General features: G+C 69.9%; 15 protein-coding genes. 8 read left to right on the plus strand and 7 right to left on the minus strand.

The genetic code is table 11. The features are described from left to right. Positions 1 to 102: 102 nt before the first annotated feature. The 3 genes from ACRARE_RS07615 to ACRARE_RS07625 form a co-directional block, all read right to left on the minus strand. The gene (locus ACRARE_RS07615) at positions 103 to 870 is read right to left on the minus strand and encodes an ABC transporter ATP-binding protein (protein ID WP_432655828.1); all 768 of its coding nucleotides are present in this window, start codon (positions 868 to 870) and stop codon (positions 103 to 105) included. Positions 871 to 891: 21 nt separating this feature from the next. Next, positions 892 to 1917: an ABC transporter substrate-binding protein gene (locus ACRARE_RS07620; protein ID WP_432655829.1), complete on the minus strand. Its 1026-nt coding sequence runs from the start codon at positions 1915 to 1917 to the stop codon at positions 892 to 894. Between the two features lie 147 nt (positions 1918 to 2064). Beyond that, complete coding sequence (locus tag ACRARE_RS07625) at positions 2065 to 2853, minus strand: shikimate dehydrogenase family protein (RefSeq protein ID WP_432655830.1); 789 nt, start codon at positions 2851 to 2853, stop codon at positions 2065 to 2067. A 115-nt stretch (positions 2854 to 2968) separates the two neighbouring features. On the opposite strand from ACRARE_RS07625, the gene ACRARE_RS07630 reads away from it, so the two are divergent. Then, positions 2969 to 3874: a LysR family transcriptional regulator gene (locus ACRARE_RS07630; RefSeq protein ID WP_432655831.1), complete on the plus strand. Its 906-nt coding sequence runs from the start codon at positions 2969 to 2971 to the stop codon at positions 3872 to 3874. Between the two features lie 109 nt (positions 3875 to 3983). Then, positions 3984 to 5135, plus strand: a complete 1152-nt coding sequence (locus ACRARE_RS07635; RefSeq protein ID WP_432655832.1) for a chorismate-binding protein — start codon at positions 3984 to 3986, stop codon at positions 5133 to 5135. Positions 5136 to 5199: 64 nt separating this feature from the next. Here ACRARE_RS07635 and ACRARE_RS07640 read toward each other — a convergent pair whose 3' ends face one another. The 3 genes from ACRARE_RS07640 to ACRARE_RS07650 form a co-directional block, all read right to left on the minus strand. Beyond that, entirely contained in the window at positions 5200 to 6018 is an 819-nt protein-coding gene (locus ACRARE_RS07640; protein WP_432655833.1) for a response regulator transcription factor, read from the minus strand. A 122-nt stretch (positions 6019 to 6140) separates the two neighbouring features. Beyond that, positions 6141 to 6575: a c-type cytochrome gene (locus tag ACRARE_RS07645; protein ID WP_432655834.1), complete on the minus strand. Its 435-nt coding sequence runs from the start codon at positions 6573 to 6575 to the stop codon at positions 6141 to 6143. A gap of 74 nt (positions 6576 to 6649) precedes the next feature. Next, positions 6650 to 6982 carry a hypothetical protein gene (locus tag ACRARE_RS07650; protein ID WP_432655835.1) on the minus strand — a complete coding sequence of 111 codons (333 nt, stop codon included), beginning with the start codon at positions 6980 to 6982 and terminating at the stop codon, positions 6650 to 6652. Positions 6983 to 7156: 174 nt separating this feature from the next. On the opposite strand from ACRARE_RS07650, the gene ACRARE_RS07655 reads away from it, so the two are divergent. Continuing rightward, positions 7157 to 7762 carry an ABC transporter ATP-binding protein gene (locus ACRARE_RS07655; RefSeq protein ID WP_432655836.1) on the plus strand — a complete coding sequence of 202 codons (606 nt, stop codon included), beginning with the start codon at positions 7157 to 7159 and terminating at the stop codon, positions 7760 to 7762. After that, positions 7759 to 8571, plus strand: coding sequence for an ABC transporter permease (locus ACRARE_RS07660; protein ID WP_432655837.1), 813 nt, complete (start codon positions 7759 to 7761; stop codon positions 8569 to 8571). Before ACRARE_RS07655 ends, ACRARE_RS07660 begins: the two co-directional genes overlap by 4 nt. Here ACRARE_RS07660 and ACRARE_RS07665 read toward each other — a convergent pair. Next, complete coding sequence (locus ACRARE_RS07665) at positions 8568 to 9476, minus strand: sucrase ferredoxin (RefSeq protein ID WP_432655838.1); 909 nt, start codon at positions 9474 to 9476, stop codon at positions 8568 to 8570. The genes ACRARE_RS07660 and ACRARE_RS07665 overlap by 4 nt on opposite strands. A gap of 184 nt (positions 9477 to 9660) precedes the next feature. Between ACRARE_RS07665 and ACRARE_RS07670 the strand changes: the two genes are divergently transcribed. The 4 genes from ACRARE_RS07670 to ACRARE_RS07685 are packed head-to-tail and all read left to right on the plus strand — an operon-like array spanning position 9661 to position 13403. Continuing rightward, positions 9661 to 10599 (plus strand): ABC transporter substrate-binding protein, encoded by a 939-nt coding sequence (locus ACRARE_RS07670; protein WP_432655839.1) that lies wholly within the window; start codon positions 9661 to 9663, stop codon positions 10597 to 10599. Positions 10600 to 10624: 25 nt separating this feature from the next. After that, positions 10625 to 11605 (plus strand): FecCD family ABC transporter permease, encoded by a 981-nt coding sequence (locus ACRARE_RS07675; protein WP_432655840.1) that lies wholly within the window; start codon positions 10625 to 10627, stop codon positions 11603 to 11605. Beyond that, positions 11602 to 12633: a FecCD family ABC transporter permease gene (locus tag ACRARE_RS07680; RefSeq protein ID WP_432655841.1), complete on the plus strand. Its 1032-nt coding sequence runs from the start codon at positions 11602 to 11604 to the stop codon at positions 12631 to 12633. The genes ACRARE_RS07675 and ACRARE_RS07680 overlap by 4 nt, the downstream gene beginning before the upstream one ends. Continuing rightward, on the plus strand, positions 12630 to 13403 hold the full coding sequence (locus tag ACRARE_RS07685; RefSeq protein ID WP_432655842.1) for an ABC transporter ATP-binding protein: 774 nt from the start codon (positions 12630 to 12632) through the stop codon (positions 13401 to 13403). The genes ACRARE_RS07680 and ACRARE_RS07685 overlap by 4 nt, the downstream gene beginning before the upstream one ends. Positions 13404 to 13412: the final 9 nt, after the last annotated feature.

Below are 13412 nucleotides of genomic sequence, written 5' to 3' on the forward strand. Positions count from 1 at the left end.
GTAGGGGGCGGGTCTGTCCGGCGGTGGTCCGGGGCGCGCGGCGGCGGCGGTGCGCCTGGCCCGGGGCCAAGTGTCGGTGTCGGTCGGTCGGCGCCGGGGCGATCAGCCCGCCGCCAGCTCCATGTCGGCGGTCTGCGCCTCGTCGCGCATCATCTCCCACAGCTGCTGTTGCAGCGCGGCGAGCTTGGGGTTGGACACGTCGCGCTCGGACAGGGGGATGTCGATGTCGACGATCTCGCGGATCAGGCCGGGGCGACGCGACAGCACCACCACCTTGTGCCCAAGGCGGACCGCCTCGTTCAGGTTGTGGGTGATGTAGCAGGAGGTGAAGGGCTCGCGCTGCCACAGGCCTACCAGGTCGTCCATCAGCAGCTCGCGCGTCTGGCTGTCCAGCGCCGACAGCGGCTCGTCCATCAGCAGCACGGCGGGGTTCACCGCCAGCGCCCGGGCAATGGCCACACGCTGTTTCATGCCGCCCGACAGCTGCTTGGGCACCGCCTTGCGGAAATCGCTCAGCCGGGTGCGCTCCAGCACGTCGGCGATGCGGCGTTCCTTTTCCTCGGCCGTCAGGCCGTGCGGTTCCAGCACCAGCGAGATGTTGCCCTCGACCGTGCGCCAGGGCAGCAGGGCGAAGTCCTGGAACACGTAGGTCAGTGGGTTGAGCGAGCCGCTTGGCGCCTCGCCCAGTTGCAGGATCTGTCCCTTGCTGGGTTTCTCCAGCCCGCCCAGCAGACGCAGGAGGGTGGACTTGCCACAGCCGGACGGGCCGATGACACAGACGATCTCGCCATGCGGAATGGTCAGGTTGAGATCCCGCAGCACCTCGAGATCATTGTAGGAATGCGAAAGGTTCTCGACGCGAAGGTCCATGTCATCAGCCTCGTTCAGAGATCAGTAGGTTTCGACGAAGCTGTCGTCGACCAGCTGGTCCACGGCCAGGTCGCTGTCGACCAGGTTCTGGTCCTTGAACCACTGCATTTGCGCGGCGACGTCGGTCATGTTCAGGGCCAGACCCTCGTTCAGGTTCATCGCGCCCTGCTGGATCGACGCCATCGCCTCTTCATAGGGTTTGTCCGGCGCCACGTATTTGGCGATCATCCGGGTCATCTCGTCCAGCTCGGCCGGGTCGGGGTTCTCGGCCAGCATGACGCGGTTGAAATCGGCGATGCCCTTGGCGTAGGCGCGGATGAACCGCTCGACCATGTCGCGGTTGTTCTCGATGTTGTCCACCGAGGTGAAGAGCGTCGAGATCTGGTATTCGGCATAGTCATAGAGCCAGCCCAGTTCCTTGGCGGCGCCCGCCTCGACCAGCGGCTTGGCGATATGCGGCACCATGATCATGGCGTCGACCTGGCCCGATTTCAGGGCCGCGACCATCGCGCCGACCTTTTGCAGGGGCACCAGGCGCACGTCGGAGATGTCGAAGCCCTCGGCGTCGGCGATCCGGCTGGTCATGTAGTGGAAGGTGGACCCGACCTGGGTCATTGCCATGGAATGGCCCTTGATCTCGGGCACCGTGTCCAGCCCGTCCGCATAGGCCTGGTTGGAGGCCATGACCATCATGCCGTCCACGCCCTTCTTCTCATGCAGGACGCCGCCGACGATGCGCACCGCGTCCTTCTCGGCCAGGTTCATCATGCCGCCGGTCACACCGGCCAGGCCAAAGTCCACGTCGCCGCTGGCGGTGGCCACGGCAATGGGCTGCGCCGCCTGGAAGAACTCGAAGGAGACGTTAAGGTTTTCCTCGTCGAAATAGCCTTTTTCGAAGGCCACGAAACCGGCCCCGTGGCTGGTGAAGCGCAGCGCGCCCAGCACGACGTCGTCTTTTTCCTGCGCGGTGGCAGCGGTCGCGGACAGCAGCGACAGGCCTGCAACGCCGGCCAGCCAGGCCCGGCGGGTCATGTTAGCGAAAGTCATGGAACTCCTCCCAGAGTTTATTTTCGATGCCAGGGCGATAGGACGCCCCGGCAGGGAGCACAACATTGGACCAGCCCCGCGGGAACGAAAAGCCCGGACTCAGTCGAAGCCCATAGCGTGAGGCTATGGTTTTGCATCGGATTGGCGTCACTCGGTCCAGCCGAAGAGACGCAGGACAAGCGGGATCTGGGCCAGGGCCATGGCGCTGCCGGGCTGGATCCGGGCGCCCATGGCCTCGGCCTGGCGCAGGAAGGGCGTCACCGGCGGCTTGGTCACCACGTCCCCCGCCGTGGCCTCGGGGCGCAGGCCGGTCAGCGGATGCACGGAGGAATGGCCGTCCAGCCCGATGGCCGTGGCGTTGATCACCAGGTCATGGGCCGCGACGCTGTCGGGCACGCAGACCGGCTGCACCGCCGGGCCAAGGGCCCGCGCCAGGGCCTCGGCCTTGGCGGTGTCGGGGTCCACAAGCTCCAGCCGGGCCACATCCGCGGCCACCAGCGCCGCGGCGATCGAGGCGCCAGCCCCGCCGCAGCCAAACAGCAGCGCCCGCTGTCCCGCCGGATCGGCCCCGGCCTCGCGCAGGGCGGCGACGAATCCGGCGCCGTCGGTATTGTCGCCGGTCAACCGGCCATCGGCGCCCCGGATCACCACGTTCGCCGCGCCGACCAGCCGGGCCGCCGGGGTCAGATCGTCGACCAGCGCCGCCATGGCCACCTTGTGCGGCGCGGTCACCACCGCGCCGTCGCAATTGGCGGTGCCGCGCAGAGCGGCGATGAAGCCCGCAAGGGCCTCGGGCGCCACGTCGACGGGGGCCATGATCGCGTCGGTGCCGCTGTCATGGGCCCATGCGTTGACGCCCGCAGGCATGGCCGTGTGGGCGATCGGATGACCGATCATATAGGCCAGGCGGGCGGCGGCGGTCGGGGAACTGGGCATGTCGGGGCACCTCGGAATTTACTTCGCCGCGCAGAACGTCCTAATGTGAGATCTCTGTCAAGACAGAGACTTTTCCACCATCCCCTCGCGCAGGCGACAGAAGACGGGGCAGAAATTGCTTTCATTCCGGCAACTTGAGGTCTTTCGCGCGGTCATGTTGACCGGATCCATCAGCGGTGCGGCGCATCAGCTGGGCATCGCCCAGCCCACGGTGACCAACACCATCCGCCGGTTGGAGGACGTGCTGGGCGTGCAGCTGTTCAACCGTTCCGGCGCCCGTCTGCGGCCCACGGCGCTGGCCCGCCAGATCTTCGACGTGGCGGCCCCCTCGATGACCGCCTTCGAGCAGATCACCGACCGGGTCAACGACATGGTGCGCGGCAAGGGCACCATGTTCCGCATGGGTGTTTCGCCCTCGGTCAGCCAGGCCCTGGCGCCGCGCAGCCTGTCGATCTTCCGCCGTCGCAGGCCAGAGGTGAAGCTGCGCATGGACACCCTGTCGATGAAGCAGAACCGCGATTACCTGTGGATGGCAGAGGGGACCTGCACGGTCACGATCTTCCCGCTGGAAGATCCCGGCATCAGCTCTTTCCGGATCTCCTCGGCGGGGATGGTCTGCGTGGTGCCGCAGGATCACCCGCTGGCGGCGAAAAGCGAGGTGACGGTGCATGACATCGCCGAGGAACCGCTGATCTTCTTCCATCCCAACACGCCCCATGGCGCCCTGGTGCGGCAGATCTTCCAGGAGGCGGGGATCGAGCCCAACATCTCGATCGAGACCCGCTTTGCCGAAACCGCGCCGCATCTGATGCGCGAGGGGTTCGGCATCGCCCTTCAGGACGAGCTGTCGGCCATGGGGGTCACCAACCCCGCCCTGAAGGTGCTGCCGCTGGCCGGGGCGCAGCGCCAGCCGATCTCTTTGCACTGCCGGTCGGACAATGCCGAAAACATCGAGGTGCAGGAGGCCCGGCGCTGCCTGTTGCAGGCCGCGACAGAGCTGGGTCTGCCGGATGAAACCTAGCGGACAGGTGGGCCTCATAGCCGGGCGCTATGGTTCGCCATAGTCTTAGCTCTGGACGACAGGGGGCGCCCGCGCGCAAGTTCCCCTCCGACGAACGAGGAGGTTTCCATTGCCAATCAATGACATGCAGCGCGCTGCCTGCAAACGCGCCAGCGCCGCCGGGCTGCCCTTTGCCGTGTGGCGCGATCCCTTCGGGTCCTCCTTCACGGTGCTGGTCTCGACCACGCAGCCGGACATCGGGCCGGTTTTCGGTGACCGCACAGCCCCCGGTTTCGTCATGGCGCCCTTCGATACCGAAGACGGCAGCCAGGCCTGGACCCTCTTGGCCGATGTGCTGATTTCAGAGGAGGGCGCGCGCTATCGCGACGGGCTGGCGCTGGTCGACCAGCCGGTAAGCGCGGCGCAGCGGCAGATCACGGATCCGGCGGCCGACATCCCGGCAAGCCTCAAGACGCCCGAGGGCGAAAGCCCCGAGCCGACCGATCGCGACGCCTACATGGGCCGCGTGCAGCGCGCCGTCTCCAGCATCCGCGCGGGCGATTGCGAAAAGATCGTGCTGTCGCGCATTGATCCGCGCGACCTGCCGCAGGATCGCGACCTGCTGGACCTGGCCGAGGGCCTGGCCGGGCTGCACCCCCATGCCTTCGTCTGCCTGGTCTCTTCGGGGCCGACGGGTACATGGCTGACCGCAACGCCCGAAATCCTGCTGGCCAACGACGATGACGGGCTGCGCACCATGGCCCTGGCGGGCACCCAATGGCCCGAGCCGGGCACCGATATTGCCAGCCTGACCTGGCCGCAGAAGATCGTCGATGAACAGGCCCTGGTGGCCGATTACATCCGCGAGGCCTTTGCCGCCGAAGGCTTCGACCAGGTCGAGGAAACAGCCCCCTACACGGTGCGCGCCGCCAACCTCTGCCACCTGCGTTCGGACTTCAGCGCCCCGGCGGGCCAGCAAGAGGCACTCGGGCGGCTGCTTGGCCGGTTGCATCCGACCTCGGCGGTCTGCGGGATGCCCAAGGCCGAGGCCCGGGCCTTCATCCGGGCCGAAGAGGGGCCGACGCGCCGGTTCTATACCGGCTACCTGGGCCCGCGCGGGTTGGACGGGGGCACCCGGCTTTACGTCAATCTGCGGTCGGCCAGCATCTCGGGCAACCAGATCTTCCTGCATGTGGGGGGCGGCATCGTCGAGGCCTCGGACCCCGCCACCGAATGGCAGGAGACGGTCGAGAAGGCCAAGACCATCGGCGCCATCCTGTAACCGCAGGCAGTCCGATCCGTCCCCGCGACGGATCGGGCCTCCGCCGCCCGGGCGCGCCCTGCGCTCAGCTGTCTTCCAGCTTCTGGCTCGACAGCGCCTTGCCCAGCCACAGCGCCATCAGAGCCGGGCGGCTACGCACCCCGTATTTGCGGAACACGCTTTTCACCTGGTCATGGATCGTATGCGGGCTTTTCGACAGCTCGAAGGCGATTTCCTGTTCGCTCAGCCCCTGCAACAGCCCGTGCAGCACCCGCCGTTCCCCCGGCGACAGCGGGGCCGAGGCGGCGCGGATGCCTTCGCCCAGAACCTGTTGCAGGTGGAACCACTTCATCCCCTTCAGCGCGGTGGCGAAGGTGGCGGCCTCGGCGGCACTGAAGAAGGGCTGGTCGAGCGCCCGGAAGGCGCCCACGTAGATCTCGAGGTCATGGCTGATCGGGATCGCCCCCCAGATCGAATCGCGATGCCCCCGGTCGAGGTAGTTCGCCTGATAATAGTCGGACTGCTGCCAGCCCTCGGGGGCGATGTCGCAGAGCCGGTGGACGCGGAAGGTGCCGGCCCCGGTCACCCGCCGGATGGTGACAGGATCGGGCTTGCCGTCATGCACTTGCTTGGCCTTGGCCTTCAGGAAGGCGCGGGTGTCGTTGTCGGCGTTCAGCCGTTCGACCAGGCGCGGGCGCCAGCCGTTCAGCGGGTCGCCCTCGGGCAGGGCGTCCATGCGCACGGCGGCGATCCAGGTCGCATTATGGGCGTGCATCAAGGCGGCGATGCCGCCCAGGAAGTGGTGCCGGGCCTCGGCGGTCTGGTGGGCGCTGAAATCGGCCAGTTCGTCCCGCAGGGTGGCCAGGGGATCGGCAGGCGGGGCGGCTTGGGTCTGCGTCGTCATCTCTTCTACTTAACCTAAAACCTGGCTGGGCGACACGGTTGATCTCGGTGCTCGGGCTGTCCGGCGGGATCGGTGGACCCCGCCGGGAAGGGCGCCGCCTGGGTGCCGGAAGGGGGCGGCGATCAGTGGATGCCGTTGGCGCGCTGCACCTCGCGGACATAGGCAATGATCGCCTGCACCTCTTCGGGGGTGACGTCCGGCTGGGCCGGCATGTCGCCGAAGGGCCAGTGATGCGCCCGCACCCCGCGGGCGGCGGCGATCACAAAGGCCATGTCGCCATGGTGCGAGGGTTCGTAGATCGGGTGGATCAGCGGCGGGCCATAGCCCATCTTGCCCGCGCCACCGGACCCGTGACAGTCGGCGCAGACCGCGTCGAAGGCGCGTTGGCCGCGTTCTGCGGTTGGTGACAGCCGGGCGGGCAGGGTGACCGCCACCAGGGCGGCGCCCTCGGGGGGCAGGGCGGCGGGCGGGGGCGTCTGGCTTTGCGCGGGCAGCGCAAGATAGGCCAGACCGCCCAGGGCGCAAAGGCCCAGGGAGACAGAGAGGATGCGTTTCATAAGGTCGTCCTGACGTTCGGAAAAGGGGCATCTGCCCCGGGGTGTCGGGCCGGGCGGCCCGGCGGCGCGCAACGTCAGGGGCGCGGCGGCGGCGGATCGGCCGCTTGCGGCATCCTCTCGGGGATCCGGCCGCCGTCGGGCCAGTGCAGGCTGGCGGGCCGCAGGTCCGACAGGGGGCCGGGGGGCTGCGGCGGCAGCACCAGGCCGAGGCAGAGCGAGGCATGATCGCAGACCGACCCGCCCGGCAGCTCCGGGCCATCGCCGCCGTGGCTATTCTCATGGGCGGCTCCTGCCTCTTCGGGGCAGCAAAACGCGTGATGCCCCGCAACCGCCATCCCCGCCGCATGAAGCGGCGCCAGACCGGCGGCCAGCCAGGCAAGGGCGCAGAGAAGGCAGATCAGGCGCAAAGAGGGATCCTTTCGCCGCGATCCTTCGGCCCTGGCGGGGCAGAGGTCAACCATCCTTTCGCAGATCCGCGCGGGGCGCCGTCGGCTCTCCAGGGCGGCGCTGGACATGGGACAGACAATGGGAAAGAACCGGGGCAGGCGCCCCGAAAGGGGGCGATGCTGAAGGACCCTCCTTTGCTGAAGACCCGTCATCTTGGCACCGCCAACGGGCTTTGCGTCGATCTGGCGCTGGCCCCGGGGGGCTGTCTGGCGCTGACCGGGCCGTCGGGGGTGGGCAAGACGCTGGTGCTGCGGGCCATTGCCGATCTGGACCCCGGCCCCGGCGAGGTCTGGCTGGACGGGCGCGCGCGGGTCGATCTGGCCGCCCCCGCCTGGCGCGCCCGGGTGCGCTATGTCGCCGCCGAGACCGCCTTTTGGCATCCCACCCTGGGCGATCACCTGGACGCCGAGGGCCGCGCCCGGGCCGCGCGCGTCGGGCTGGGTCCCGATCTGCTGGCCGCCCCGGTCGAGCGGCTGTCGACCGGCCAGCGCCAGCGCGGCGCGCTGATACGCGCCCTGTCGGGGGATCCGCGGGTGTTGCTGCTGGACGAGCCGACCTCGGCTCTGGATCCGCAGGCCACCGAGGCGGTCGAGGCGCTGCTGCGCGACTTCCTGGGCGCCGGGGGCGGGATCGTCCTGGTCACCCATGACGCGGCCCAGGTGGCGCGGCTGGCCAGCGACCGGCTGGCGCTGGTGCCCGGGCGTGGGGCGGGGTCGGGGCAGGGGGCGGCTGCGTCATGACCCCGGTGCTGGGCCCGCAAGAGGTGATGCTGGCGGCGCTGGTGCTGCTGGTGAACGGCGCCATCTCGATGGCGCTGTCGCTGGGTCTGGCGCGGACCCTGGCGATTGCCGCGCTGCGGATGGTGGCGCAGCTGATCCTGCTGGCGCTGGTGCTGCGCTGGCTCTTTGCCCTGTCCTCGCCCCTGGTGACCCTGGCGGCCATGGCGCTGATGGCCTGTTTCGCGGGCTACGAGGTGCTGTTGCGGCAAGAGCGCGCCCCGGGGCGCTGGTGGACCGGGGGCCTTGGCGCCTCGGTGATGCTGGCGGCGGGCGGGCTGGTGGTGCTGCCTGCCCTGGCGGGGATCCTGCGCGCCGAGCCCTGGCTGGCGCCCCGGGTGGCGCTTCCGATGTTCGGCATGGTGGCCGGGGGTGCCATGGTGGGCGTGGCGCTGACGCTGAACACGATGACGGCGCGGCTCTTTGCCGACCGGCGCATGGTCGAGGCGCGGCTGGCTCTGGGCCAGACCCGGTTCCAGGCGCTTGGGCCGGTGCTGCGCGACGCGGTGCGCGCCGGGATGCTGCCGACGATCAGCAATATGGCGGCCATCGGGCTGGTGACCATTCCGGGCATGATGACCGGCCAGATCCTGGCCGGGGCCGATCCGATCGAGGCGGCGAAGTTCCAGATGCTGATCATGTTCCTGATCGCGGGCACCAGCGGGCTGGCGGTGCTGGCGGCGGCCTTCGCCCTGGCCTTCCGTGCCACCGATGCCCGCCACCGGTTGCGGCTGGATCGCTTTCCCCCCGCGCCGCCGCCGCGTTATCGCTAATCAGACAGGGCGCGCAGTCCGGCCAGACGCCACTGGCGGCGCGATTTCAACGCCTCTTCGGCCATCAGATCGGCGCAGGAATCGTGGCTGTCGACGGTGACCTCGGTGCAGGTGACCTCGATCTGCCCCTGGGCGGTCTCCACCCGGAACCTGGCCTGACCCGCCGACAGGTGCAACTGATCCACCCGCTGCGCCGGGGCCGCCGTGTCGCCGGGCGCCGCGTGATGGCGCAGCGCGGCGATCTCGGCCACCTGGGCGGCGGGCGAGAGATGGGCGCTGCCACGCAGGCAGGGCAGGTAGGCGCGGCCCGCGCCCTCGGCCGCCAGCAGCGGCGCCGCATCGCGGGGCATGACCCGGCCATATTTGCGCATCGCCCCCACCACCAGCACATTGGGTGAGAAGCGGCAGCCGCCCAGATGGGTCGTCTCCCAGATCTCGACCGGCGCGCCGCTGGTCTGGGCGGCGGCCTCCAGCGCGCGGTAGGTGGCATGGCCGAACTTGGCGCAGCAGGCGTCATGCACCCCATGGGTGCAGCACAGGATCGGCGGGGCAGAGATCGGCGTGGCAGCCAGGGGGGCGGGGGCCTCGGCGGCAAGCGCGTCCAGCAGGGCGGGCAGGGTTTCGGGCGTGGTGGCGTAGTGCAACCCCTCGGGAAAGACCATCGCCTGGCCCTGGGGCGCCGGGCCGGTCTTGCGGTCGATCAGGTTCACCCGCCAGCCCGCCGCCCGCACCCGGGCGATGGCCTCCGACAGGGGCGGGGCCATGTCGCGCGCCTGGCTCATGGGGTGCATCCAGCGGCCCTTGGGCCAGAGGATCAGGATCATCCGCGCCGGATGCGCCCCGGTTCCGGCGGCCTCTTCCCGGGCCAGCTGGCTGAACTGCGAACAAAAGCTGCGGGGCGGCATGGGAGATCCTTGATCGGGCGGGGCATCGGCGGCGGGGCGGGTCGGGGGCCAAAAAATCCGCTTTGACAGGGGCGGTCAAGAAAGATAATTCTTTTTGTCAGGAATTAGCCAAGCCCCGGCCCTGCGCCCAGGGGCCTCGCCAGCCGACTGTCATTCACGCTTTCGCACCGGAGAGGTCCGCCCCATGCTGACGCGCCGCACCATCCTGCTGTCCACCCTCGCCGGGCTTGCCCTCGGCTCTGCCCAGGGCGCCCTGGCGGGCGAGATTACCCATGACCTTGGCGTGACCCAGGTGCCCGATGCGCCGCAGCGGGTGGTGGTGCTGGAATACAGCTTCATCGACGCGCTGGCCTCGGTCGGCATGGTGCCCGTGGGCATCGCCGACGACAACAAGGCCGAGCGGGTGATGGGCGTCTACGGCGAGGTTCTGGGCGAGGGCTGGACCTCGGTCGGCACCCGCAAGACCCCCAGCCTCGAGGTGATCGCCTCGCTTCAGCCCGACCTGATCATCGCCGACACCACTCGCCACAGCGCCGCCTACGGGACCCTGGGCCAGATCGCGCCCACCATCGTGCTGGACAGCCTGGGCGGCGACTATCACGCATCGGTCGCGCAGATGCAGCTTATCGGCGAGGCCATCGGCAAGCCCGAGGAGATGGCGGCGCGGATCGCCGCGCACAAGGCCACCATGGCCGATTACGCCGCCAAGATCGCCCCCCATGCGGCGGGCGTGGCGGCGCAGTTCGGGGTGGTGAATGCCACCGGCCTCTACCTGCATTCGCCGGTCTCCTACAACGGCTCGCTCTTGGAAATGCTGGGCTTCTCCTCGAAGATGACCCCGGGCGAGGGCGGCGTCTATGAGACCAACTACGTGGAAACCACCCTGGAACAGCTGTCCGAACTGGACCCCGACCTGCTGATCCTGGGCGAATATACCGATCCCTCGAAAACCGACGAATGGGCCGGGGAACCCCTGTGGCAGGCGCTGACGGCGGTGCAGAGCGATCAGGTGCATTACGTCACCGCCAACAACTGGTCGCGCCTGCGCGGCATGGTCGCGGCCGAGCTGACGGCGGCGGATATCCTTCAGATCGTGGGCGGGGATGACGACGGCGACAGCTGAGCCCTTGCGGCCGCGTGGCGGGGCCTTGCGCCCCGTCGCCCTGATTATCCTGATCCTGCTGGCGGGCGCCGCCGGGTCGCTGGCCACGGGCGGGCGGTCCGATGTCGGGCTGGCGACGCTGTGGCATCTGATCACCGGCAGCGGTGGCGAGGACCTGGCCCTGGCGACGATGCGCGACATCCGGCTGCCCCGGGCCGCCGTCGCGGCCCTTCTGGGCGCCAACCTGGCCCTGGCCGGGGTGCTGTTGCAGGCCATCACCCGCAATCCTCTGGCCTCTCCGGCGATCCTGGGCGTCAACCAGGGCGCGGCCCTTGGGCTGGTGGTGGCGCTGGCCTTTCCGGCGGCCACCGGGCTGGCGCTGGACGCGCTGGCCATCGGCGGCGCCCTGGGCGCCGGGCTGGCCACCTTTGCCATCGCGGGGGGCTTTTCCGGGCGGATCGACCCGGTGCGCATGGTGCTGGGCGGGGTCGCGGTCGGCGCTTTCGCCTATGCCACGGTGCGCTTTGCCTACACGCTGGAAGATGACCTGGCGCGCGACGTGCTGCGCTGGACGGTGGGCGACATCGGCGACATGCGCTGGTCCGACGCCCGCGCCCTGGCAGGGTGGAGCCTGGGCGGCGCCGCCCTGACGGGCCTGCTGTCGCACCGGCTGAACATGATGGCGCTTGGCGATGCCTCGGCCCGGGGGCTGGGGGCCGATCCGCGGCTGACCCTGGTCCTGGGGGCGCTGGCGGCAGCGGCGCTGACCGGGGCCAGCGTGGCGGTAGCCGGTCCCATCGCCTTTGTGGGCCTGGTGGTGCCGCATGTGGCGCGCGCCCTTTTCGGCGGCGATCACCGGGTGCTGGTGCCGGCCTCGGCCGCCCTGGGCGCGGCGCTGATGCTGGTGGCCGACGGGCTGTCGAAATGGCTGACCGCGCCCGCCGAAGTGCCCGTGGGCCTGGTGGCGGCGCTGATCGGCGCGCCCTATTTCCTCTATCTCACCATCACCTCGGAGGCGCTGGAATGAGCGCGGCCCGGATCGACCCCGAAATCGAGGTCCGCGTGCCGGGCGCGGCCCGGGCGCTGGTTGTCGCCGCGGGTCTGACCCTGTTGCTGATGCTGGCCGCCACCTGGTCGCTTTCGGCGGGGGCGGTGCGGGTGCCCTGGGCGGTGATCGGCAATACGCTCTTTGGTCTCGACGGGCCGCGCCAGGACTTCATCATCTGGAATTCGTGCCTGCCGCGCACCGTGCTGGCGCTGGTCACCGGCGGGGCACTGGCCCTGTCGGGGGCGATCGTTCAGGCCCTGTTGCGCAACGCCCTGGCTAGCCCGAAGGTGATCGGCATCAACTCTGGCGCGGCGCTGGCTGTGTGTCTGGGGGTGATCGCGGGGCTGTCGCCCGGCTGGTTGCCGCTGTTGGCCACGGGCGGGGGCTGTATCGCGGCGCTGATCGTCTGGCTGGCCTCGCTGCGCCGCCGGGCCAGCCCGGCGCGGCTGGCGCTGATCGGGATCGCCGTGGGCTTCCTGTGCGACAGCGCTGTCGACTACCTGCTGGTCACCGCGCCCGATTACCAGTTCTCGGCGCCGCTGGTCTGGATGACCGGATCCCTGTGGTCGCGGGGCTGGGCGGATGTGACGACGGTGGCGCCGGTGCTGCTGCCGCTGGCCCTGATCGCCCTGGCGCTCAGCTATCGGCTGGACCTGATCCGGCTGGGCGACCGCCATGCGCGCGGGCTGGGCGTCAACGTGGGCGTCGAGCGCGCGGTGCTGCTTCTGTTGGCCACGGCGCTGGCCGCCGTCTCGGTCGCCAGCGTCGGCGCGCTTGGCTTCGTCGGGCTCATGGCGCCGCATATCGCCCGCCAGCTGGTCGGCGGCGATCACCGCGGGTTGCTGCCGGTGGCGATGCTGACCGGCATGGTCCTTGTGGTGCTGGCCGATGCCGCCGGGCGCGCCCTGGCGCCGCCGATCGAGATCTCGGCCGGGATCCTGACGGCGCTCTTCGGCGCGCCCTTCTTCGTCTTCCTTCTGCTCAGCAAACGCGGGGCCGCCTCATGACCATCACCCTGGACCGCGTCAGCGCGGGCTACCGCGACTTTGCTCTGCGCGACATCAGCCTGGAGCTGCCGCAGGGCAAGCTGACGGCGCTGATCGGGCCGAACGGCTGTGGCAAGTCGACCCTGTTTTCCACCATGGCGGGGCTCTTGCCGTTGCGCCGGGGCCGGATCGAGATCGACGGCCATGACATCGCCCGCGCCCGGCCGCGGCAGATTGCCCGCCACGTCGCCCTGTTGCCGCAATCGCCGGTGGTGCCGCCCGCCATCCGGGTCGAGCAGCTGGTGCACTATGGCCGCGCGCCCTATCAGAACCTTCTGGGCCTCCGCCGCCCGGACGATCACGCGGCGGTGGCCAGCGCCCTGGCCCGCGCAGGCGTCGAGGCGCTGCGCCATCGCCCGCTTAGCGCCCTGTCGGGCGGCCAGCGGCAACGGGCCTTCATCGCCATGTGCCTGGCCCAGGACACGCCGGTGATGCTGTTCGACGAGCCGACCTCCTTCCTCGACATCCGCTATCAATACGACACGCTGGAGTTGCTGGCAGAGCTGGCCGCCGCCGGGCGCACCGTGGTGGTGGTGCGGCACGACATCGGCCAGGCGGCGCGCTACGCCGATCATCTGGTGGTGATGAAGGACGGCGCGGTGCAGGTCGCGGGCGCCCCGGACGAGGTGGTCACCCCCGCCATGTTGTCCCGGGTCTATGACATCCAGGCCGAGGTCTATGCCGATCCGGTTTCGGGCGCGCCCCAGGTTTCGCCGCGGGCGCAGGTCTAATCCGGCGCG

Source organism: Pseudooceanicola aquaeponti, assembly GCF_050897975.1.
GTDB lineage: Bacteria > Pseudomonadota > Alphaproteobacteria > Rhodobacterales > Rhodobacteraceae > Pseudooceanicola.

Coding starts and splice junctions, on each gene's coding strand:
- ACRARE_RS07620 (WP_432655829.1), bottom strand. CDS start 1,917: ATGACTTTCGCTAACATGACCCGCCGGGCCTGGCTGGCCGGCGTTGCA.
- ACRARE_RS07645 (WP_432655834.1), bottom strand. CDS start 6,575: ATGAAACGCATCCTCTCTGTCTCCCTGGGCCTTTGCGCCCTGGGCGGT.
- ACRARE_RS07640 (WP_432655833.1), bottom strand. CDS start 6,018: ATGACGACGCAGACCCAAGCCGCCCCGCCTGCCGATCCCCTGGCCACC.
- ACRARE_RS07665 (WP_432655838.1), bottom strand. CDS start 9,476: ATGCCGCCCCGCAGCTTTTGTTCGCAGTTCAGCCAGCTGGCCCGGGAA.
- ACRARE_RS07660 (WP_432655837.1), top strand. CDS start 7,759: ATGACCCCGGTGCTGGGCCCGCAAGAGGTGATGCTGGCGGCGCTGGTG.
- ACRARE_RS07680 (WP_432655841.1), top strand. CDS start 11,602: ATGAGCGCGGCCCGGATCGACCCCGAAATCGAGGTCCGCGTGCCGGGC.
- ACRARE_RS07670 (WP_432655839.1), top strand. CDS start 9,661: ATGCTGACGCGCCGCACCATCCTGCTGTCCACCCTCGCCGGGCTTGCC.
- ACRARE_RS07685 (WP_432655842.1), top strand. CDS start 12,630: ATGACCATCACCCTGGACCGCGTCAGCGCGGGCTACCGCGACTTTGCT.
- ACRARE_RS07625 (WP_432655830.1), bottom strand. CDS start 2,853: ATGCCCAGTTCCCCGACCGCCGCCGCCCGCCTGGCCTATATGATCGGT.
- ACRARE_RS07615 (WP_432655828.1), bottom strand. CDS start 870: ATGGACCTTCGCGTCGAGAACCTTTCGCATTCCTACAATGATCTCGAG.